Source organism: Mesorhizobium sp. WSM4307 (assembly GCF_007003945.1).
Lineage (GTDB): Bacteria > Pseudomonadota > Alphaproteobacteria > Rhizobiales > Rhizobiaceae > Mesorhizobium.
In genome coordinates this window covers 51659-70119 of record NZ_VFTB01000018.1, presented here as the reverse complement: position 1 = coordinate 70119, position 18461 = coordinate 51659, and the positions used below count along the sequence as shown (strand labels likewise).

The 18461-nt window shown below is 62.0% G+C and carries 23 protein-coding genes and 4 tRNA genes; 8 read left to right on the top strand and 19 right to left on the bottom strand.

Annotated elements, in window-relative coordinates; genetic code table 11:
- The 9 genes from rplK to FJV83_RS36655 all read right to left on the bottom strand — a co-directional run bounded on the left by rplK (nt 1) and on the right by FJV83_RS36655 (nt 5989).
- A complete protein-coding gene (gene rplK, locus FJV83_RS32940) occupies nt 1-429 on the bottom strand; it encodes a 50S ribosomal protein L11 (protein WP_010909262.1) in 429 nt (142 codons plus the stop codon).
- Nucleotides 430-601: 172 nt separating this feature from the next.
- A complete protein-coding gene (gene nusG, locus FJV83_RS32935) occupies nt 602-1129 on the bottom strand; it encodes a transcription termination/antitermination protein NusG (RefSeq protein ID WP_010909261.1) in 528 nt (175 codons plus the stop codon).
- 29 nt (nt 1130-1158) lie between these two features.
- Entirely contained in the window at nt 1159-1362 is a 204-nt protein-coding gene (secE, locus tag FJV83_RS32930; RefSeq protein WP_010909260.1) for a preprotein translocase subunit SecE, read from the bottom strand.
- A gap of 363 nt (nt 1363-1725) precedes the next feature.
- Nucleotides 1726-1801 (bottom strand) — tRNA-Trp (locus FJV83_RS32925).
- Nucleotides 1802-1883: 82 nt separating this feature from the next.
- Nucleotides 1884-2009: a putative glycolipid-binding domain-containing protein gene (locus FJV83_RS37310; protein WP_245317925.1), complete on the bottom strand. Its 126-nt coding sequence runs from the start codon at nt 2007-2009 to the stop codon at nt 1884-1886.
- Between the two features lie 137 nt (nt 2010-2146).
- Entirely contained in the window at nt 2147-2629 is a 483-nt protein-coding gene (locus tag FJV83_RS32915; RefSeq protein WP_142884833.1) for a group II truncated hemoglobin, read from the bottom strand.
- Nucleotides 2630-2729: 100 nt separating this feature from the next.
- The gene (locus FJV83_RS32910; RefSeq protein ID WP_142884640.1) at nt 2730-4385 is read right to left on the bottom strand and encodes a hypothetical protein; all 1656 of its coding nucleotides are present in this window, start codon (nt 4383-4385) and stop codon (nt 2730-2732) included.
- A gap of 156 nt (nt 4386-4541) precedes the next feature.
- Nucleotides 4542-5717 (bottom strand): elongation factor Tu, encoded by a 1176-nt coding sequence (gene tuf, locus FJV83_RS32905; RefSeq protein WP_010909256.1) that lies wholly within the window; start codon nt 5715-5717, stop codon nt 4542-4544.
- A gap of 101 nt (nt 5718-5818) precedes the next feature.
- Nucleotides 5819-5989, bottom strand: coding sequence for a hypothetical protein (locus FJV83_RS36655; RefSeq protein WP_185973279.1), 171 nt, complete (start codon nt 5987-5989; stop codon nt 5819-5821).
- A 22-nt stretch (nt 5990-6011) separates the two neighbouring features.
- Here FJV83_RS36655 and FJV83_RS32900 point away from each other — a divergent pair, with 22 nt between their 5' ends.
- Nucleotides 6012-6899, top strand: coding sequence for a DMT family transporter (locus FJV83_RS32900; RefSeq protein WP_142884641.1), 888 nt, complete (start codon nt 6012-6014; stop codon nt 6897-6899).
- Between the two features lie 192 nt (nt 6900-7091).
- Here the strand turns inward: FJV83_RS32900 and FJV83_RS32895 are convergent, their stop codons facing one another.
- On the bottom strand, nt 7092-7349 hold the full coding sequence (locus FJV83_RS32895; protein WP_064982869.1) for a GlsB/YeaQ/YmgE family stress response membrane protein: 258 nt from the start codon (nt 7347-7349) through the stop codon (nt 7092-7094).
- Between the two features lie 129 nt (nt 7350-7478).
- On the opposite strand from FJV83_RS32895, the gene FJV83_RS32890 reads away from it, so the two are divergent.
- Nucleotides 7479-7928, top strand: coding sequence for a YidB family protein (locus FJV83_RS32890; protein ID WP_142878410.1), 450 nt, complete (start codon nt 7479-7481; stop codon nt 7926-7928).
- An 80-nt stretch (nt 7929-8008) separates the two neighbouring features.
- Here the strand turns inward: FJV83_RS32890 and FJV83_RS32885 are convergent.
- Both FJV83_RS32885 and FJV83_RS32880 read right to left on the bottom strand, forming a co-directional pair.
- Nucleotides 8009-8082: transfer RNA gene (locus tag FJV83_RS32885), tRNA-Gly, on the bottom strand.
- 90 nt (nt 8083-8172) lie between these two features.
- A tRNA-Tyr gene (locus tag FJV83_RS32880) sits at nt 8173-8257 on the bottom strand.
- Nucleotides 8258-8459: 202 nt separating this feature from the next.
- On the opposite strand from FJV83_RS32880, the gene FJV83_RS32875 reads away from it, so the two are divergent.
- Complete coding sequence (locus tag FJV83_RS32875) at nt 8460-9308, top strand: RNA methyltransferase (RefSeq protein WP_142884642.1); 849 nt, start codon at nt 8460-8462, stop codon at nt 9306-9308.
- A 13-nt stretch (nt 9309-9321) separates the two neighbouring features.
- On the top strand, nt 9322-9735 hold the full coding sequence (locus tag FJV83_RS32870; RefSeq protein WP_095788245.1) for a hypothetical protein: 414 nt from the start codon (nt 9322-9324) through the stop codon (nt 9733-9735).
- 167 nt (nt 9736-9902) lie between these two features.
- Here the strand turns inward: FJV83_RS32870 and FJV83_RS32865 are convergent, their stop codons facing one another.
- The 3 genes from FJV83_RS32865 to gcl form a co-directional block, all read right to left on the bottom strand.
- Nucleotides 9903-10820 carry a 2-hydroxy-3-oxopropionate reductase gene (locus FJV83_RS32865; RefSeq protein WP_142884643.1) on the bottom strand — a complete coding sequence of 306 codons (918 nt, stop codon included), beginning with the start codon at nt 10818-10820 and terminating at the stop codon, nt 9903-9905.
- Between the two features lie 104 nt (nt 10821-10924).
- The gene (gene otnI, locus FJV83_RS32860) at nt 10925-11722 is read right to left on the bottom strand and encodes a 2-oxo-tetronate isomerase (RefSeq protein WP_095788243.1); all 798 of its coding nucleotides are present in this window, start codon (nt 11720-11722) and stop codon (nt 10925-10927) included.
- 16 nt (nt 11723-11738) lie between these two features.
- The gene (gcl, locus tag FJV83_RS32855; protein ID WP_142884644.1) at nt 11739-13520 is read right to left on the bottom strand and encodes a glyoxylate carboligase; all 1782 of its coding nucleotides are present in this window, start codon (nt 13518-13520) and stop codon (nt 11739-11741) included.
- A gap of 213 nt (nt 13521-13733) precedes the next feature.
- Here gcl and bhcR point away from each other — a divergent pair, with 213 nt between their 5' ends.
- Together bhcR and FJV83_RS32845 are read left to right on the top strand one after the other, a co-directional pair.
- Nucleotides 13734-14555 (top strand): HTH-type transcriptional regulator BhcR, encoded by an 822-nt coding sequence (gene bhcR / locus FJV83_RS32850; protein ID WP_095770238.1) that lies wholly within the window; start codon nt 13734-13736, stop codon nt 14553-14555.
- 135 nt (nt 14556-14690) lie between these two features.
- A complete protein-coding gene (locus FJV83_RS32845; RefSeq protein WP_142884645.1) occupies nt 14691-15107 on the top strand; it encodes a hypothetical protein in 417 nt (138 codons plus the stop codon).
- A gap of 79 nt (nt 15108-15186) precedes the next feature.
- Here FJV83_RS32845 and FJV83_RS32840 read toward each other — a convergent pair whose 3' ends face one another.
- The 3 genes from FJV83_RS32840 to FJV83_RS32830 form a co-directional block, all read right to left on the bottom strand.
- Nucleotides 15187-15492 carry a BA14K family protein gene (locus FJV83_RS32840; RefSeq protein WP_095770856.1) on the bottom strand — a complete coding sequence of 102 codons (306 nt, stop codon included), beginning with the start codon at nt 15490-15492 and terminating at the stop codon, nt 15187-15189.
- Between the two features lie 189 nt (nt 15493-15681).
- Nucleotides 15682-15888, bottom strand: coding sequence for a hypothetical protein (locus FJV83_RS32835; protein ID WP_142884646.1), 207 nt, complete (start codon nt 15886-15888; stop codon nt 15682-15684).
- Nucleotides 15889-16115: 227 nt separating this feature from the next.
- Nucleotides 16116-16283 (bottom strand): hypothetical protein, encoded by a 168-nt coding sequence (locus FJV83_RS32830; protein WP_095770241.1) that lies wholly within the window; start codon nt 16281-16283, stop codon nt 16116-16118.
- Nucleotides 16284-16445: 162 nt separating this feature from the next.
- Here FJV83_RS32830 and FJV83_RS32825 point away from each other — a divergent pair.
- A tRNA-Thr gene (locus tag FJV83_RS32825) sits at nt 16446-16521 on the top strand.
- A gap of 173 nt (nt 16522-16694) precedes the next feature.
- Here FJV83_RS32825 and FJV83_RS32820 read toward each other — a convergent pair.
- Nucleotides 16695-17621, bottom strand: coding sequence for a LysR family transcriptional regulator (locus FJV83_RS32820; RefSeq protein WP_142884647.1), 927 nt, complete (start codon nt 17619-17621; stop codon nt 16695-16697).
- 113 nt (nt 17622-17734) lie between these two features.
- Between FJV83_RS32820 and FJV83_RS32815 the strand changes: the two genes are divergently transcribed.
- Complete coding sequence (locus FJV83_RS32815) at nt 17735-18430, top strand: NADPH-dependent F420 reductase (protein WP_142884648.1); 696 nt, start codon at nt 17735-17737, stop codon at nt 18428-18430.
- Nucleotides 18431-18461 lie beyond the last annotated feature (31 nt).

Below are 18461 nucleotides of genomic sequence, written 5' to 3'. Positions count from 1 at the left end.
TCAGCCCACCACTTCCAGACCCATCGAGCGGGCGGAGCCCTCGACCATGCGCATGGCCGCCTCGACGTCGTTTGCGTTCAGATCCTTCATCTTGGCGGTCGCGATTTCGCGCACCTTGTCGCGCGAAACGGTGCCAGCCTTGACCTTGCCCGGCTCCTTCGAGCCCGACTTCAGGTTCGCGGCCTTCTTCAGGAAGTAGCTCACCGGCGGCGTCTTCATGACGAAGGTGAACGACTTGTCCTGATAGTAGGTGATGACGACCGGAACCGGCGATCCCTTTTCCATTTCCTGGGTCTGCGCGTTGAACGCCTTGCAGAACTCCATGATGTTGATGCCGCGCTGACCAAGCGCCGGGCCGATCGGGGGCGACGGCGTGGCCGAACCCGCGGAGACCTGAAGCTTGAGCTGGCCTGCAATTTTCTTAGCCATCTCTTTTCCTGCCTTTGTCTATGCCGGCCCCATCAGGGAAAACACCGGCGGTTGCAGTCTGGTGGTGCGGTTCACGCGGCCGGCTAAAGCCACATTCGCCTCCCACCGTTCTCAGGCCATGCGTTTCCGCACCGCCTCCCCTGATCGCCAGACCGGCATCAGGGATTTCGGATCAGCCCTTTTCGACCTGTCCGAATTCCAGATCGACAGGCACGGCGCGCCCGAAGATCGAAACTTCCACCTTGAGCCGCGCCCGCTCCTCGTCCACTTCCTGGACGAAGCCGTTGAACGACGCGAAAGGACCATCCGAGACGCGGATCGCCTCGCCGATCTCGAAAGTGACCGAGGGCTTCGGCCGCTCGACGCCTTCCTGTACCTGGTTCAGGATGCGCTGCGCTTCCGCCTCGGTGATCGGCACCGGCTTGGAGTCACCGAGAAAGCCGGTGACCTTCGGCGTGTTCTTCACCAGCGAGAACACGGCATCGGTCAAATTGGCCTTCAGGAGCACATAGCCCGGGAAGAATTTGCGCTCGGCATCGACCTTGCGGCCACGACGAACCTCGACCACCTTCTCGGTCGGCACCACGATCTGCTCGATATCGGCGGACAGGCCCTTCTGCTTGGCCTTGTTCTCGATGTCCTCGGCGACCTTCTTTTCAAAGTTCGAATAAGCGTGGACGATGTACCAGCGCGCAGCCATTTTTTTAGACTTCTCCGTAGTCGCCGGACTTAGCGTCCAATGCCCAGAATCTGTTCGATCGCGAGGCCCATCAACTGATCGGCGCTAAAGAAAAAGATCATCGCAATCACAGCGAAGGCCAGAACCATCACCGTCGAGATCATCGTTTCGCGCCGCGACGGCCAAGTCACCTTGGCGGTCTCCGAGCGAACCTGCTGGAGAAAGACGAAAGGATTTGTGGTTTTCGAAGCCATATGCCGCTCTGTCTTCAAGACCCGTTGGCCGGGTCCCCTGGATGATCCCGCTGGCCGGGACGTGCCGCCTGGGCCCAGTCTCGCGCCGAATCAGCGCAATCATTTCGCCCATGCAAATCAGACGCGTAAAGCCGGCTTCCCAGCTCCACGCGTCGCGTGTCTGTTCTGTCTACATAAAACCGATTCTTGATCCACGCAAGTGGCAAGTGTCCGCTTTATGACCAAACGCCGCCTCGGAACCATCCAGTCGTTCCGTCCCGGCTATGGCGTCCTTATGCCCCAATCGGCCTAATATGGCAAGCGTGTCGCCGATTTTCAAAGGGCGGTCCGCGGAAATATCGTTTCTGACGGCCATTTTTGAAATGGCACGGGCAGCAGGGCTCGAACCTACGACCTGCGGTTTTGGAGACCGCCGCTCTACCAACTGAGCTATGCCCGTATCGTGCGCGCTTCGGCGCAGCAGGGGCTTCCTAAAAGCTTCCGCGCTGTCTGTAAAGAGTGGTTTGCACGCAAACGCGCCTTCATCCCCTTTGCCAGAAATCGGGATAGGTGACGACCAGCCCGTCGCGGTCGATCTCAAGTTCGCGCCTGAAGTCACTGACGCGCGATTCATAGAGATATCGTCTGCCCTCCTTTGGCCGGAGCACATGACGACGGAGTCGGCAAAAACCTCCCCTGCGCGCTCACGCAGTTCACGATGCTCGATACCGGGGCCGTCCCACTCGCGCCAGCGCCCGGTCTTGAAATGGTCCGACATCAGCCCGCACTCCGAGGCGGATGGAAGCTACTTTGTTTCCGGCGGCGTGTACGGCCCGCCAGGCACGCCCCAGCCCCAGGCAGGCATCGCCTCGGTTTCCGGATCGCAGGTCTCGCCGAGATTGGAGTTCATCTTGGCCAATCGCGATCCCCATTCGATATAGCCCATGAAGGCCGAACGGAATTCGGGATCGTCCGGCAAGCCGACCTCGTCGGCTGCGTCGGCGAGCAGGTTGATCCAGCGGCGGCGCTGTTCTTCCGTCAGATGCTTGCCCAGATGATGCATGACCATCTCGCGGTGGCCGCCGAATTTCTCGCTATAGGTCTTCGGTCCGCCAAAGACCTCGCCGATGAAGGCCGCGACATGGGCGGGATGGTCCGGCGACATCGACTTGAATACCGGCCCGACAACAGGGTCCTTTGCCACCTTGTCATAGAAGGTCTGCGTCAGCCGGTTCAGGGCATCGCTGCCACCGGCCCATTCGTAGAGTGTCGGAACATCCCGGCTCATCATCGATCCTCCGCCAGCCTCGGCGCCACCGGCGGCGACGATAGCGGAAAGATCGAAGGCAGCTCAACCTGCCTCTATGGCCAGTTTCCGAAGCCGCGCGCTACAGCTTTGCGGGCGCATCGGCCGCCGCATTGGCGGGCGGCAGGCCGCGGCAATTGTCGGGCCTGGGAACAGCTTTGCAAATCGTGGCGCCGGTCAGTGCGTCGACCGATTGCGGCCCCGTTATCAGTCCCGCCCTCAGCATGATGTCCGGTTCAAGCCGGCGCTCGGCCGAGCGCTCCGCGATCGCTTTGAACAGAGCGGGACCGATCGCCATCTCCTCGAGATACGCCTTGACCATCTGCTTCTGTCCCATCGGATACAGGCTGAGCCGCGCCTCGGGACCGACAAGCCTTCTCGCGCCGCTGGCAAGCATCAGCGCGCACGCCGTATCGCATTCGACGCCCGCATCGATGCTCAAACCGGCATAGGCGCCCTCCTTGGCCAGGCAATTCCATGCCCCTGGGTCGCAATCGACGAAATCGGTCCGGCCGACGGCGACGTCGAGCTTCCTTTCGTGGATAAGCCGGCCCGCCGCAAGGGCGCCGGACAGGTCACCTCCCCGTGAGCTGATCACGACAGGCAGGCGCCGCTCGCCAAGCGTGGCGAGCAACTGGCGCAGCTTCTGCGGTGTCTGGCTCGTAATCACGCCTTCCGCCGAGATCCATTCCGGACAGTCGGGATTACACAGCGGATTGCTGCCGCGAACCACGACAAAGCGCATGTCCGCGCCGGCCTTCGCGGTTTCCATTCCAACCGGTGCGACATCCCGGGGCTTGCCCGTCGGAGCGGCCGATGGCGTCGCATCGTTTGCAGGGCTCGGTATCTCCCGGCAGTTCGCAGCCGGCTGCTGCAGTGCGCACAGGCTCGCGGAGGTCAACAGATCCGCCGCGTCTCGGCTGGTCACCAAATTCACCGTCAGCATGTCGTCGAGCGCGATCTGGCGGATGTCGCTGGCTGGCGTGGCCTTCATCATTTCCAGCACGCCGTCGCCTATCCCCATTTCCCTGAGATAGGCCGATAGCGTCTTCTCGACCGCCTTGCTCATCTCGTAGGTCTTGTAGCTGCCGGCACTTTTCCGGCTGACCACCTTGGTGTTGATGACCTTCCTCTTGCCGTTCACGATCCGGTAGGTGGTCCGGTAGAGCAGCTTCTCGCGCTTGTAGGTGGTGGTGATCTGGTGGACGCCGAGATAGGCAAAATCTCCGACCACGCGGCGGACACCGCCGGAAAACATCAGCGGACAGGCCGAATTGCACATGGCCCCGTCGTCAAAGGCCATGCCGAAATAGTCGGCACCCTTGCCCTTGTTGTCGCTGCAATTCTTCGCCTCCGGCTGGCAGCCGGAAAACACCGTCACGCCGACGGCGATATCGAGCTTGGCCTTGCGGATCATCCTGCCAAGTGCGAGCGCGGCATCGACATTGCCGCCGGGCGAGCTGACGACGACGGGCAGTTGCCGTCCCTTCAACGTTTTGAGCGTGCGTTTGAAGAGTGACGGCGTGCCCGCCGCGATCGTGCCTTCAGCCGATATCCATTCCGGACAATTGGGCTCGCAGCCCGGCGCATTGCTGCGCACGACGGCGAAGCGCATCAGTGGGATGTCAACCGACTGCTCCTGGGCCTGGGCCGGCAGGACCACAGCGACCAACAGCATGAGACGGACCAGTGCCCGCAACTGCCACCCCTTCTCGCCGAAACAGCGCCCTGGAACCACTCTTTCGCAAAACTCCCGCAATGCAACCTATACTAGTTGCCGTGATGGCGCTTGCAACAGGGCAGGCGCAGTTCCGATGTCACGCAGCGACGGAAACGAAAAAGGGCGGCCCGAAGACCGCCCTTTCCTTGTCGATCCGGCCAATGCCGGTCTCGATTATTCCTTGATGGTGACGACGATGCCGGCACCGACGGTGCGGCCGCCTTCACGGATGGCGAAGCGCAGCTTCTCTTCCATGGCGATCGGCACGATCAGCTCGACATCGACCGTGATGTTGTCGCCAGGCATCACCATCTCGGTGCCGGCCGGCAGCGACACGATGCCGGTCACGTCCGTCGTGCGGAAGTAGAACTGTGGACGGTAGTTGGTGAAGAACGGCGTGTGACGGCCACCTTCGTCCTTGGTCAGGATGTAGGCTTCGGCCACGAACTTCTTGTGCGGCTTCACCGTGCCGGGCTTGGCCAGAACCTGGCCGCGCTCGACGCCTTCACGATCAACGCCGCGCAGCAGCGCGCCGATGTTGTCGCCAGCCTGGCCCTGATCGAGCAGCTTGCGGAACATTTCCACGCCCGTGCAGGTCGTCTTGGTCGTCGGACGGATGCCGATGATCTCCAGTTCCTCGCCGACCTTGACCACGCCGCGCTCGACGCGGCCGGTCACCACCGTGCCGCGGCCCGAGATCGAGAACACGTCTTCGATCGGCATCAGGAACGGCTTGTCGAGCGGACGAACCGGGGTCGGGATGTAGGCGTCAACCTGAGCCATCAGCTCGCGGATCGCGTCCTCGCCGATCGTCTTGTTCGAATCCTCCAGCGCGGCCAGCGCCGAACCCTTGACGATCGGAATGTCGTCGCCGGGGAATTCGTTCTTCGACAGAAGCTCGCGAACCTCGAGCTCGACCAGTTCCAAAAGCTCGGCGTCGTCGACCTGGTCGACCTTGTTCAGGAACACCACGATCGACGGCACGCCGACCTGACGGGCAAGCAGGATGTGCTCGCGGGTCTGCGGCATCGGGCCGTCGGCGGCCGACACGACCAGGATCGCGCCGTCCATCTGCGCGGCGCCCGTGATCATGTTCTTCACATAGTCGGCGTGGCCGGGGCAGTCGACGTGGGCGTAGTGACGGTTGGCCGTCTCGTATTCAACGTGAGCCGTCGAGATGGTGATGCCGCGCGCCTTCTCTTCCGGCGCCGCATCGATCTGGTCGTAGCGCTTGTACTCGCCAAAATACTTCGTGATCGCCGCCGTCAGCGACGTCTTGCCATGGTCAACGTGACCAATCGTGCCGATGTTCACATGAGGCTTAGTGCGCTCGAATTTACCTTTTGCCATAGTCTCTTTCCTTGGACGGCCTTGACCTTCAGTTCAGTCGAATGCGGGGCGATTAGCGACAAAGGCCAAAAAACACAAGCGTCTTTTGGCCGGGTGCCGTCTCACTCAGTCCGAACCTGGGATCCGATTGCGGGGATATGGCGCCGATATAGGAAGGCGATGGGGGAAATGGAATGGTTGACATGCCGATCGATCGAGGCCTGCATGCCATGTTCTTGCCGGCCAATTCCTGTCTCGATCACGGCCAGTTGATGGCCCATTGCGGCGGCCATCGAGGTCTGATCTCCTGACCCCATGCAATTCATCCCTGCCTCAATCCGCGGCCCGCTGTTCATGATCATCTCGACCGGGTCGTACCTGGTCAACGATACGATGATGAAACTCGCGACCGCGGGGTTGCCGTCCTATGAGGTGCTGTTCCTGCGTGGTGCCGCCGCGACGCTCTGGGGCTTCCCGCTGTTGTTCGTGCTGGGCTACGGCAAACAGATCCCGTTGATCTTCGACGGCCATGTGCTGCGCAGGAACCTGCTCGAGCTGGCGGCGATCCTTTGCTACGTCGTGGCGCTCGCCAACATGCAGATCGCGGATTCCACGGCGCTGGGACAAATCACGCCGCTGCTGATGCTGGTCGGCTCGTCGATCCTGTTTGGCGAGCGCATCGGCGGCCAGCGCATGGCGCTGATCGGGCTCGGCTTCATCGGCGCGCTGATGGTGGCGCAGCCGACCATGCAAGGCATTTCGGTCTATGCGCTGCTGGCGCTCGGCAACGCCGCGCTGGCGGCCGCGCGCGATCTTGCCGGCAGGCATGTGCCGACGGAGGTGCCGGGAATGATCGTGGCGATTTCCGCCGTGGTGGTGGTGCTGATCGGTGCCGGCGCGGCGCATCTGGCGTCCGAGCGCTGGGTGATGCCCGAAGCTCGCCATTTGCTGCTGCTGGCCGGGGCCGGTCTTTTCCTGATCTTCGGCCATTTCTTCATCTTCATGGCCTATCGCGTCGGGCCGACCAGCGCGGTGGCGCCGTTCTATTACTGCTTCACCGTCTGGGCCGTCATTTCGGGCCTGCTGGTGTTCGGCCAGTTCCCAAACGCGCTGGCGGTCTGCGGCATCCTGCTGGTGGTGGCCAGCGGCCTGACCATCGTCTCGCTGGACCAGCGCAAGCGCCGGCTGACTGTCGTCGCCTAGCATCGGCAGCCGAGCGCCTGTCCGACGCCGAGCACAAGGCCGCTATTCGCAAGTCGCTAATCGGCTGGGCGGTGTTCCTCGCCGGAACGCTGATCTTCTTCGCCGCGGCCGATGCAGTGTTGATGCCATAGGCAAGCCGACGCTGGTCTTGCCTCGGCAGAAATTCCAAACTTCAGATCATCCAGCTGGCGCTTAGAGCGTCCGCCGTCCGCTGAACTGGTGATAGGCCCAGAGCACAACCACCGCGCCAACCACCGCGACGATCAGGCTGGAGATGTTGAGACCGGTGACACCCACGCCGAAGAGCTGGCTGCAGATCACGCCGCCGACGATGGCCCCGACAATGCCGAGCACGACATCCATGATCAGGCCTTGGCCGGTCTTGTTGACGATCTTGCTGCCGAGGAAGCCGGCGATGGCGCCGAGAATGATCCAGCTGATGATACCCATTTTTTCCTCTCCATCCCCTGCCATCGCGACATTTTCATATGATTGTCAAAAGCTCAAGCCAGCTTGAAATTCCGCCCGGATGCGCCATTGTTGACATGGGCCGGGCTTGGTCGAGATGGAGGATCCACTATGGGACTTTTTGACAACGCCGTTCCCGGCGGCAACATCACCAAACCGCTGATGATCGCGCTCGGCGCGTTGCTGGTCGGAAAAATGCTGAGCGGCAGAAGTACCGAACAGCCGGATCAGCCTCAAACGCCAGTGCCGGCCGACCCAGCCGCCAGTGACGGCGGCCTGCTCGGCGGACTGGGCGGCCTGCTCGACAAGCTCAAGAACGCTGGCCACGGCAATGTCGCCGACTCCTGGGTCGGCACCGGGCAGAACCAGTCAATCAACGCCAACGATCTCGGCTCGGCACTTGGGCCTCAGGTGATCCGCGAGATCGCGCAGCGCACCGGAATGGATGAGGGCGAACTGCTCAAGCAACTGTCGACGGCCCTGCCCGGCATCGTCGACAAGCTGACGCCGAACGGCCAGGTGCCGCAACAGCACCAGGTGGCTTCCGCGTTCAACAGCTGACGTGGCAAACACCGATGCCCTGAAGCGCTGCGCGGGTGGTCGCGCAGTGTGCAGGTTTGCCGATTGCGGGGATGACGGTCTGGAGCGGGTAGCGGGAATCGAACCCGCATATTCAGCTTGGAAGGCTGCTGCTCTACCACTGAGCTATACCCGCGCCTTGCACTGAAGTATCGGATTCACCCGAAAAGCGCCATGCACTTTTCGGCCCGATGCTTTTCTCGTTTCAGGGCTTCCGGGCCGGCAGTGGTGGAGAGGGTTGGATTCGAACCAACGTAGGCTAAGCCAACGGATTTACAGTCCGTCCCCTTTAACCACTCGGGCACCTCTCCAGTCTGCCGCCGGAGCCATGCAACGAGGCATTCTTGCCGATCCCGGAGCCCGAGTTGGATATCTTCTCCGAAATCAGCGAAGCGCCTTATGGCGGCAAGGCCAGTGGGTGTCAACCGCGCAGGAAGGGTTTTTCGATGTTGTTCGCCGGCTGCGGCGACGGGCCATATCCTTGGCCGGTGGAGACAGCTATAGAAGCCGGCCATGAGCAACAAGACCAATACCCCCAAAGACACCCATTACGCCAAGCTGCGTCGCGCGCACCGCGACGAGAAGAGCGGCGGCGCGCCGGCATTCCGGCCGCGCCAGCCCGTGCCGCCCGGCGAGAACGCCGCCGACGGCCTGGTGCGACTTTATGGCCTTCACACGGTGCGGGCAGCACTCGACAATCCGCGCCGCAAGATTCGCAAAATGCTGGTGACCCGCAACGCGGCCGAGCGCCTGGAGATAGAAGATCTCGCCGCCCTGCCCTTCAAGGCGGAGTTGGTCGAGCCCAGGGACATCGACAAGATCACCGGGTCGGACGCCGTGCACCAGGGTGTGCTGATCGAGGCGGAGCCGCTGAAGCCGAAGCGCCTCGACGCGCTCGGCGACACGAGACTGGTGCTGGTGCTCGACCAGGTCACCGATCCGCACAATGTCGGCGCCATCCTGCGCTCGGCGGTCGCCTTCGGCGCCGGCGCGCTGATCACCACCGCGCGCCACAGCCCGCAGGAATCCGGCGTGTTGGCAAAATCCGCCTCCGGCGCGCTGGAACACATCGACCAGATCGAGGTGAAGAACCTGGCCGACGCGCTCGGGCAACTGCACGAAGCCGGCTTCCAGACCATCGGGCTTGATTCCGACGGGCCGGCGGAACTCGAGACGAGCTTTGCCGGCGACAGGATCGCGCTGGTGCTCGGCGCCGAAGGCAAGGGCCTGCGCCAGAAGACGCGCGAGACGGTGACGACGCTGGCGCGGCTCGACATGCCCGGCGCCATCCGCTCGCTCAACGTGTCGAATGCAGCGGCGATCAGCCTTTATGCCGCGCGAAAATTCCTTTCGGCGGACTGAACGAGCTACAAGTATGTTCGAAGCATTCTCAGATGCGGATGAATGGCTCGCGCTTTACGCGAGCACAGTCGGCACGTTGAGAACACTCACTCCATCGGAGTTCTACGACGAGACGAACAACCGCTATCATACCGCGAGAGATGACATAATGCGGCTGGTTCACGGCCTTGAAAATCCCGCCGACTTTCGAGAATTCCTCGACGTTAACGCCGGTCGGAAGACTTGGCTGCCGGACAGCTCCGAAGCCTTGACTGCCATGGACGGTACTGAAATTCACTATCGGGTTGTCAGCAACCTAGCGGATGAAAGGTGGGTTGACGGGGCTCTCAACGAAGCTTTCGAGAACGGCACGCTTATTCCAGCCCTTGAACGGATCGCTGCCGAGATCGGCAAGTTCAAATTGAACAGCAGTCAGCAAACTCCCTGACCACTCTCGCCATTCGTGGCTCGGTCAATCTTAGCGCCATACGGGCTTTCTAAACCACGGCTGAGCGCACAAAGGTAAGAAACGGGTTCCGGCGACAGACGCAGGAACCCGTTCTCTGACAGGACAAGAGGTGGCGGCTTGGGAACGTTGCGCCGCCCTTTCCCGACCTATGCCGCTTTGCCTTTCATTTCGGTCACTTCGCCACCGACCTCAAAATTGGCCATCCGCTCCAGCGCCCTGACCAGCGCCGAGTGATCCTCCTTCGCGCCGCCATTGGCGGCGCAGGAGTTGAACAGCTGCTGGGTGGTCGAGGTGTTGGGCAGCGCCACGCCGAGCGCCTTGGCGCCCTCCAGTGCCAGGTTGAGATCCTTCTGGTGCAATTCGATGCGAAAGCCCGGCGCGAAGGTGCGTTTGACCATGCGCTCGCCATGCACTTCGAGGATGCGCGAGGCCGCCAATCCGCCCATCAAAGCCTGCCTGACCTTGGCGGGATCAGCGCCGGCTTTCGAAGCAAAAACAAGCGCTTCGGCGACGGCTTCAATGGTCAGTGCGACGACGATCTGATTTGCCACTTTGGTGGTCTGGCCGACGCCGTTAGGGCCGACCAGAGTGATGTTCTTGCCCATCTTTTCGAAGACGGGTTTAGCGCGCTCGAAGGGCTTTTCCTCGCCGCCGACCATGATGGTGAGCGACGCTGCCTTGGCGCCGACCTCGCCGCCCGAAACCGGCGCGTCGAGATAGTCGCAGCCGAGTTCGTTGATCTTGCCGGCGAAAACCTTGGTCTCGATCGGCGAAATCGAGCTCATGTCGATGACCAGCTTGCCTTTGGTCAGGCCAGACGCAACGCCATTTTCGCCGAACAGCACGTCGGCGACCTGCGGGGTATCAGGCACCACGGTGATGACGATCTCTGCCGCCTTGGCGACGGCGGCGTGGCCGGAGATTGTTTTCAGGCCCTTGGCGACGAGATCCGCCGGCGGCTTCGAGCGATGGTCGCTGGCGATGACCTTGTAGCCAGCATCGAGCAGATGCCCCGCCATCGGCGCGCCCATGATGCCGAGGCCGATGAAGCCTATGGTTTCCATTGTAGTTCTCCGTCTTTTGCTGGGCCGCGTTCCTTCGCGCCCCCCTCTGGCCTGCCGGCCATCTCCCCCACGAGGGGGGAGATTGGCAGCGTCAGCGCCGGCTCTTAAGCCGCCGCGCTGCCCTGCCCGGCCAGGTCCCGGAACCAGCCAAGCCCTGCCTCGGTGCCGGCTTTCGGCTTGTATTCGGCACCGATCCAGCCGGAATAGCCGATGCGGTCGATGTGGTCGTAGAGGAAGGGATAGTTGATCTCGCCCGTTCCCGGCTCGTGACGGCCGGGATTGTCCGCAAGCTGGATATGCGCGATGCGGCCGAGGTTGGCCTCGATTTTACGGGCGAGATCCCCCTCCATGATCTGCATGTGATAAATGTCGTATTGCAGGAACAGGTTTTTCGAGCCGACGCGGTCGATCAGCGCCAGCGCCTGGTCGGAGTAATTGAGGAAGAAGCCTGGGATGTCGCGGGTGTTGATCGGCTCGATCAGCAGCCGGATGCCGGCCTGTTCCAGCTTCTCCGCCGCGAAGGCGAGGTTTTCGGCGAAAACATCCTCGAGCACCTTGCGGTCGACGCCGGCGGGCGCGATGCCGGCCAGGCAATTGACCTGCGCGCAGCCGAGCGCCTGTGCGTAGGTGATCGCCTTGGCGATACCCTGGCGGAATTCCGGCACGCGGTCCGGCAGCACGGCGATGCCGCGTTCGCCCTTGCCCCAGTCGCCGGCCGGCAGGTTGAACAGCACCTGTGTCAGGCCATTCTTCTTCAGCCTGGCGGCGACAACATCGGGCGCGTGATCATAAGGGCCGATATATTCGACGCCCTTGAAGCCCGCACGGGCGGCTGCGTCAAAACGGTCGAGGAAATCTTGCTCGCCAAAGAGCATGGAAAGATTGGCGGAAAAACGCGGCATTCTTTTTGTCCTCTTATCAGTCGAGCATCACGATCGCGGTCGGCGCGTCTTCCTGATGTTCGGCAAGTTCCTCGAATTCGGTGATCTTGTCGATCTCGGTGCCCATCGAGATGTTGGTGACGCGCTCCAGGATAAATTCGAGCACGACCGGAACCCGGTGCTCCTTCATCATCCGTTGCGCTTGCCTAAAGGCGCTCGCGAATTCCTCGGGCTTGCGCACCCTCACCGCCTTGCAGCCCATCGCTTCGGCGACGGCGACATGGTCGACGCCATAGCCGGCCTCGGGATCGCCCGATCGGTTGATGTTCTCGAAGGCGAGGCTGACCTCATAATCCATCGAGAAGCCACGTTGCGCCTGGCGGATCAGGCCGAGATAGGCGTTGTTCACGACGACATGGATGTAGGGCAGCTTGTGCTGCGCGCCGACCGCCAGTTCCTCGATCATGAACTGGAAATCATAGTCGCCCGACAGCGCCACGATGGTGCGGTCGGGATCGGCGGCGCGCACGCCAAGGGCTGCCGGCAGTGTCCAGCCGAGCGGCCCGGCCTGGCCGCAATTGATCCAGTTGCGCGGCTTGTAGACGTGCAGGAACTGCGCGCCGGCGATCTGCGACAGGCCGATCGTGGTGACATAGGTGACGTCGCGGCCGAACGCCTTGTTCATCTCCTCGTAGACGCGCTGCGGCTTCAGCGGCACCTGGTCGAAATGCGTCTTGCGCTTCATCGTCTTCTTGCGGGCCTGGCATTCCTTGGCCCAGCCCGACCAGTCGCGCATCTTGCCCGCCGTCTTCCACTCGGTGGCGACGTCGAGCAGCACCTTCAGCGCCGAACCCGCATCCGAAACCACGCCGAGGTCCGGCGCGAAGACACGGCCGATCTGCGTGGGCTCGATGTCGACATGGATGAATTTCTTGCCCTTGGTGTAGACGTCCACCGAACCGGTGTGACGGTTGGCCCAGCGATTGCCGATGCCGAAGACGAAATCGGCTTCCAGCATCGTCGCATTGCCGTAGCGATGCGAGGTCTGCAGGCCGCACATGCCGGCCATCAGCCGGTGGTCGTCGGGGATCGCGCCCCAGCCCATCAGCGTCGGGATGACCGGCACGCCTGATATTTCCGCGAATTCAATCAGCAGGTCGGATGCGTCGGCATTGATGATGCCGCCGCCGGCGACGATCAGCGGCTTTTCCGCCGCATTGAGCATCGCCAGTGCCTTTTCGGCCTGGGCACGCGTCATCGCCGGCTTGAACGGCGCCAGCGGCTCATAGGCATCGATGTCGAACTCGATCTCGGCCAGTTGCACGTCGACCGGCAGGTCGATCAGCACCGGACCGGGCCGCGACGAGCGCATGAGATGAAACGCCTTCTGCAGCGCCATCGGCACGAGATAGGGCTCCATGACGGTGACCGCCCATTTGGCGACCGGTGCGGCGATGGCGGCGATGTCGACGGCCTGGAAATCCTCTTTGTTGAGCCGCGCACGCGGCGCCTGGCCGGTGATGCACAGGATCGGGATGGAATCGGCAGCGGCCGAGTAAAGACCGGTGATCATGTCGGTGCCGGCCGGCCCGGAGGTGCCGATGCAGAGCCCGATATTGCCCGCCTTGGCGCGGGTGAAGCCTTCCGCCATGTGGGAGGCGCCCTCGACGTGGCGGGCAAGGACATGGCGAATGCTGCCCCTCGCCTTCAGTGCCGAATAGAGCGGATTGATCGCCGCGCCCGGCACGCCGAAGGCGCAGGAGATACCTTCCTTTTCGAGAACGAGAACCGCCGCATCGACAGCGCGCATCCTGGCCATTTTCCGGCCCTCCACTTGGGTTGTCATTGTTGGATGACCGAGAATTTCAGCAAGCCGGTTATTTTTCAATTTTTTCAGAATATTTTTTCATTTCTAAAAAACGGCGACTATTTGCTGATTTTATTGGGTTTTCCGTTTTCCAGTAATTTGCGGCCTCACAGCAGTGAAAAACTTTTTCATTGTATGTTTGGAGAAATCGGCGAAACTGGCGCGATGGAAACCATCGAAAAACGCCAGCGCGGCCGGCCGCGCGCTTTCAACGGACCTGCCGAAACCAGTTCCGTGCAGTCGCTGGACCGGGCCTTGCGCATACTGGCTATTGTTGCCGAGGGCAGCGGCCTGTCGCTGAGCGAGATATCGGCACAAAGCGGCCTTGCCGCCTCCACCGCCTACCGCATGCTGACGACACTTGAAAACCACGGCATGGTCGAGTTCGACACATCAGACCAGTTGTGGTCGATCGGCGTCGAGACCTACCGCATGGGCGCCGCCTTCCTGCGCCGCCGCAAGCTGGTCGACCGCGCCCGCATTGTCATGCAGGAGCTGATGGAAAGAACCGGCGAGACCGCCAATCTCGGCGTCGCCGAGGATGATTGCGTGGTGTTCGTCAGCCAGGTCGAGACACACCAGGCGATCCGCGCCTTCTTCCGCCCGGGCACGCGCAGCCCCTTTCACGCCTCCGGCATCGGCAAGGCGGTGCTGGCGCATCTCGAGCCGGAGCGCGTCGGCACCATTCTGCGCAAGGCCGGCCTGCAGCGCTTCACTGACAAGACGCTGTCGGAGATCCCTGCCCTCGCCCACGATCTGGCCGTCATCAAGCAGCGCGGCTGGTCGGTCGACGACGAAGAGCGGCACCCCGGCATGCGCTGCGTGGCGGCCGCCATCTTCAACGAGTTCGGCGAGCCGATCGGCGGCGTTTCCGTATCGGGGCCGACCGTGCGGGTGACGCCGGAGCGGCTGGCCGAGATCGGGCCGATGGTGCGCAGTGCCGCGGCCGAGGTGACCCGGATGATCGGCGGCGCGCAAGCCGGCTGATCAGCCTGCCCCGGGCAGCGCGCTCCTGGTCGCAATATCGAAGAATTCGAGCCGTATGGCCGTGCCGACACCGCAAGCGCCGGCGGCATGGACCCTGTCTTGCCGTGGCGTTCGAATGCATGCGAAAGGGCGCGGATGAGGAAAACGGTTCAGCTTCTGCTTGTCGCTTCGCTTTGCGGATGCGTTGCGACGACACCTCGACCCGATGCAGGCGACCAGGGCGTCGATCCCATTCCGTTCTCGCTCGCGCTCGAGGAGGTCGTCATCACCGGCATTCGACAGCGCTTGCCGGATCCTGCTTCCGTCAGGCTCGGAAGGACGCTTGCCGGCGAGCGGACAGTGAACGGCCGCAAGGAGATCGTGGTCTGCGGCTTCGCCAGCGGCAAGACTGCGGCCGGCGGCGCTGGCGGCGACCAAGCCTTCATCGCCAGGATCTACCCGGATTCGGCAAGCAGCCTCGAGCTTGTCGCCATGGGCGGCGCTTCGGAAACAAGGCGCCTCGTCGACAGCACCTGCAGCGCGGCCGGATTGCCGATTTCTGATTCCGCCTGAACACGCAACTGTAAGTATTTATGAGAGAAAGAAAAAGGGCCTCGCGCGAGCCCCTTTCTCTGTTGACGATCCTCCTCTCTCAGAGCCGGCAGTAGTGGCTGTAGCCGTCGTAGCCGATGTAGGTGTCGGAGTCCGGATCGTAGCTCGAGTAGCGATCGAGGCAGCGACGCACATGCCAGGAACCGCCGTCTTCGTCGACATAGACGGTGCGCGGGGGCTGCTGGGCAAGCAGGCTGCCAAGGACGAACCCGCCCACGCCGGCGGCGATGCCGATTCCGAGGTCGTGGTGATGCGAATGAGCCGCCGAAGGCTGAACGGTGCCGACCAGCGTGGTGGCTGCGACGGTGGTGGCGATGACGCCGGAAACGAGTGTGCGCTTGAACATGATGATCTCCTTGCTTCGTTGACCGAGGCGATCCATCCGCCTCTTGATCATCTGTCGCTGCCGCACAGGAAAAGGTTCGAGGCTTTTTTGACTTTTTTTGCGCAGATGCTGCCGGGTCCCGGCCCTTGGGCCCACGGAACATGCAAAAGGGCGGCCGAGGCCGCCCTTCGAACGCAACAGGCCTTGGTATCAAAGGATGATAACCACCCTGCCGTGGTGATGATGCCGGTGATGGTGGTGGTGATGGTACCACCAGTAGTCGCCATAGTAGTCGTCGTAGTAGTAATGATGGTGATGATGCATGCCGTGAGCCGACGACGTCTGAACGGTGGCGGCCAGTGCGCCTGTGGCAAGAAAAACGGCTACGACAGCTGAAGTGAGCATGCGCTTGAACATGATGATCTCCTGGATCCTTGACCGAGGCGACCATTCGCCTCTGGAGATCAGTCGGCGCGGCCTGTCAAAAGGTTCGAAAGATCGAGGAGATTTCTTCGGCGAGGCGGAAGGAAGAGTGAGGAGTGAGGAATGAGTAGTGAGTAGTGAGTAGTGAGTAGCGAGTAGCGAGGGCAGGATCACGGGGATCCCGGCCCCACTACCCACTACTCACTAGTCGCTCCGCACGCTCATCCCATGCCGGTTATGTGGCGAAGCCAGAAGGCGAGCGCGATGAATCCGATGATCGTGGTCACGCCGGTCCAGTCGACATTGGCTTTCCTGACGTCGCTGATGAGCTTGACCAGCAGCATCCAGGCGATGACGACGAGGGGGAGAATGATGACAAGCCTGATCATGCGACACTCCAGTCCGAAGCGATTGCACCTTCATGATATGTAGGAAGTGCGCTCGTGGATTTCAGCATGGGCCGGCCCGGCGGCGGCGTCATCCACCGCCGGGGTAACCGAAAACGGAGTTTTGTCTTTACTGGCGCACGAAATATGCTACCGGAGCGCCGTGCCCTTGTAGCTCAGCTGGTAGAGCAGCGGTTTTGTAAACCGAAGGTCGCGGGTTCGATTCCTGCCGGGGGCACCAGTTCTCAAGCCGTAAGCCGTTCTTTTGCCTGCGCAATTTAGCATCCTTTGGAATCCCGCCTTCTGCCACTGACCGGGCTACCGAGCGTTTGTGTAAGATTTTGTGTAACGGAGACCGGCCTTTTCGTACGAATCTTCGGCACCGATATCTGGCCGCAGAATATCCAAACTGGGTCATTCTCCCTGTTGGCGTCTGCGGCCGTCCTGACCATTCCGGCCCAGCTGGTCCACCACCATTTCGATGAAGGTCTTCAGCTTCGGCGTTTGTCGCCGATCAGGGTGAAACAGCAGATGAATGGGACGCGGAGGCGTTTCGTAGTTCGGCAACACTCTGACGAGCTGCCCGGTCGCGAGGTGCGTGCGCACCGCCTCTTCTCCGATCAACGCCAAGCCGAAACCTGCGAGCGCCGCCTCCAGCAACGAAGCGGGGTTGTTGACCTTGAGACGGCCGTGGACCAGGGCCTTTGAGATGAGACCGTCCCGTACAAAGAGCCAATCGCTGAACGTTGGTTCGGGCCAGTTGCCGAAGAGCAGGCATTCATGATTGACCAGATCCGATACGATCGAGGGCATCCCTCGTTCTTTTAGGTATGCAGGCGACCCGCAGGCAATCGTCTGAAAGGGTGCGAGCTCTATCGCCCCTAGGTTAGACTCCCCGAGAGGACCGATCCGGAACACCGCCTCAAACCCGTCGTCGATAAGGTCGACAAAGCGGTCGTTGAGAACCAGGTCGACATCGACACTGGGGTGGCTGCTCAAATATCGTGCGACCACAGGTGTCACGCAGTGAGCTCCGAATGAAACCGGCGCATTGACGCGCAAGAGCCCTCGCGGTTTACCCCTGGCCTCATCAGCAATTGCATCCGCCCAGTCGACCTCGGCCAGCGCCACTTTGCACCGATCGTAGTAGGACTTGCCGATCACCGTCAGGCTTTGCTTTCGGGTTGTGCGGTGGAGCAGGCGTGCGCCTAAACGTGCCTCCAGATACGTGACATGCTTGGCCACCATCTGCGGTGAGATGCCGAGCGCCGATGCCGTCGCTGCAAAGGAGCCGCTTTCTGCCGCCTTTACGAATGCGGCCATGCTGGCGAGACGATCCATTCCACACTCCTGGTTGGGAGAGCCGGTTTCATGGCGCCATTTATCGATCTAATGCAAGGGGTCATATAGCTTCACAAGCAATCTCATCCCCCACACCTTCGAAAGGCATAAACATGAAAATCGGCATTGTTGGCGCTGGCAATATCGGCAGCGCACTCACCCATCTCTTCCAGGCCGCGGGGCACGAGGTCACGATCTCCAATTCGCGCGGACCAGGGTCTCTGGCGGGCCTGTCGGCGGAAACCGGCGCTCGGGCCGCTGCGATCGAAGAGGCTGTCCGCGGCCAGGACGTCGTGGTCGTCGCCGTTCCTACAATCAAAATCCCTAGTCTGCCCCGCGAACTGTTCGCGTCCACGCCAGCCGACGTCGTCGTCATCGACACGACCAACTACTATCCACGACAGCGCGACGGTCATCTGGACGGAATTGAGGACGCTAACACCGAAAGCGAATGGGTCGAGCGGCACCTTGGGCGTCCGGTGGTCAAAGCGTTCAACACGATAGAAGCGACCCATCTCCTACCGGGCGCCAAGCCGGCGGGCTCCGCGGACCGCATCGCGCTGGCGGTGGCGGGTGATGACGCTCGGGCCAAGTCCAAAGCCATGGCGCTGATCGACGGGATCGGCTTCGACGCAGTGGACGCCGGCACTATCGCGGAATCCTGGCGTCAGCAGCCGGGCTCGCCGGGCTATCTCAAGGACTATGACGTCAAGGGCGTCCGTAGCGCGCTCGCCAAGGCGAACCCTGAACGTCAGCCCGACTGGCGCGCCACGCCCAACAGCCCCGGCACATACGACTCGCCGGCGTAAACGCCTTGGTCCGGCACCATCTGCCCCGCTC

Excerpts from the sequence above, each read along its gene's own strand:
- rplK (WP_010909262.1), bottom strand. The coding sequence starts at position 429 with ATGGCTAAGAAAATTGCAGGCCAGCTCAAGCTTCAGGTCTCCGCGGGT.
- nusG (WP_010909261.1), bottom strand. The coding sequence starts at position 1,129 with ATGGCTGCGCGCTGGTACATCGTCCACGCTTATTCGAACTTTGAAAAG.
- secE (WP_010909260.1), bottom strand. The coding sequence starts at position 1,362 with ATGGCTTCGAAAACCACAAATCCTTTCGTCTTTCTCCAGCAGGTTCGC.
- FJV83_RS32915 (WP_142884833.1), bottom strand. The coding sequence starts at position 2,629 with ATGAGCCGGGATGTTCCGACACTCTACGAATGGGCCGGTGGCAGCGAT.
- tuf (WP_010909256.1), bottom strand. The coding sequence starts at position 5,717 with ATGGCAAAAGGTAAATTCGAGCGCACTAAGCCTCATGTGAACATCGGC.
- FJV83_RS36655 (WP_185973279.1), bottom strand. The coding sequence starts at position 5,989 with ATGGCCGCCGCAATGGGCCATCAACTGGCCGTGATCGAGACAGGAATT.
- FJV83_RS32900 (WP_142884641.1), top strand. The coding sequence starts at position 6,012 with ATGCAATTCATCCCTGCCTCAATCCGCGGCCCGCTGTTCATGATCATC.
- FJV83_RS32895 (WP_064982869.1), bottom strand. The coding sequence starts at position 7,349 with ATGGGTATCATCAGCTGGATCATTCTCGGCGCCATCGCCGGCTTCCTC.
- FJV83_RS32890 (WP_142878410.1), top strand. The coding sequence starts at position 7,479 with ATGGGACTTTTTGACAACGCCGTTCCCGGCGGCAACATCACCAAACCG.
- FJV83_RS32875 (WP_142884642.1), top strand. The coding sequence starts at position 8,460 with ATGAGCAACAAGACCAATACCCCCAAAGACACCCATTACGCCAAGCTG.
- FJV83_RS32870 (WP_095788245.1), top strand. The coding sequence starts at position 9,322 with ATGTTCGAAGCATTCTCAGATGCGGATGAATGGCTCGCGCTTTACGCG.
- FJV83_RS32865 (WP_142884643.1), bottom strand. The coding sequence starts at position 10,820 with ATGGAAACCATAGGCTTCATCGGCCTCGGCATCATGGGCGCGCCGATG.
- otnI (WP_095788243.1), bottom strand. The coding sequence starts at position 11,722 with ATGCCGCGTTTTTCCGCCAATCTTTCCATGCTCTTTGGCGAGCAAGAT.
- gcl (WP_142884644.1), bottom strand. The coding sequence starts at position 13,520 with ATGGCCAGGATGCGCGCTGTCGATGCGGCGGTTCTCGTTCTCGAAAAG.
- bhcR (WP_095770238.1), top strand. The coding sequence starts at position 13,734 with ATGGAAACCATCGAAAAACGCCAGCGCGGCCGGCCGCGCGCTTTCAAC.
- FJV83_RS32845 (WP_142884645.1), top strand. The coding sequence starts at position 14,691 with ATGAGGAAAACGGTTCAGCTTCTGCTTGTCGCTTCGCTTTGCGGATGC.
- FJV83_RS32840 (WP_095770856.1), bottom strand. The coding sequence starts at position 15,492 with ATGTTCAAGCGCACACTCGTTTCCGGCGTCATCGCCACCACCGTCGCA.
- FJV83_RS32835 (WP_142884646.1), bottom strand. The coding sequence starts at position 15,888 with ATGTTCAAGCGCATGCTCACTTCAGCTGTCGTAGCCGTTTTTCTTGCC.
- FJV83_RS32830 (WP_095770241.1), bottom strand. The coding sequence starts at position 16,283 with ATGATCAGGCTTGTCATCATTCTCCCCCTCGTCGTCATCGCCTGGATG.
- FJV83_RS32820 (WP_142884647.1), bottom strand. The coding sequence starts at position 17,621 with ATGGATCGTCTCGCCAGCATGGCCGCATTCGTAAAGGCGGCAGAAAGC.
- FJV83_RS32815 (WP_142884648.1), top strand. The coding sequence starts at position 17,735 with ATGAAAATCGGCATTGTTGGCGCTGGCAATATCGGCAGCGCACTCACC.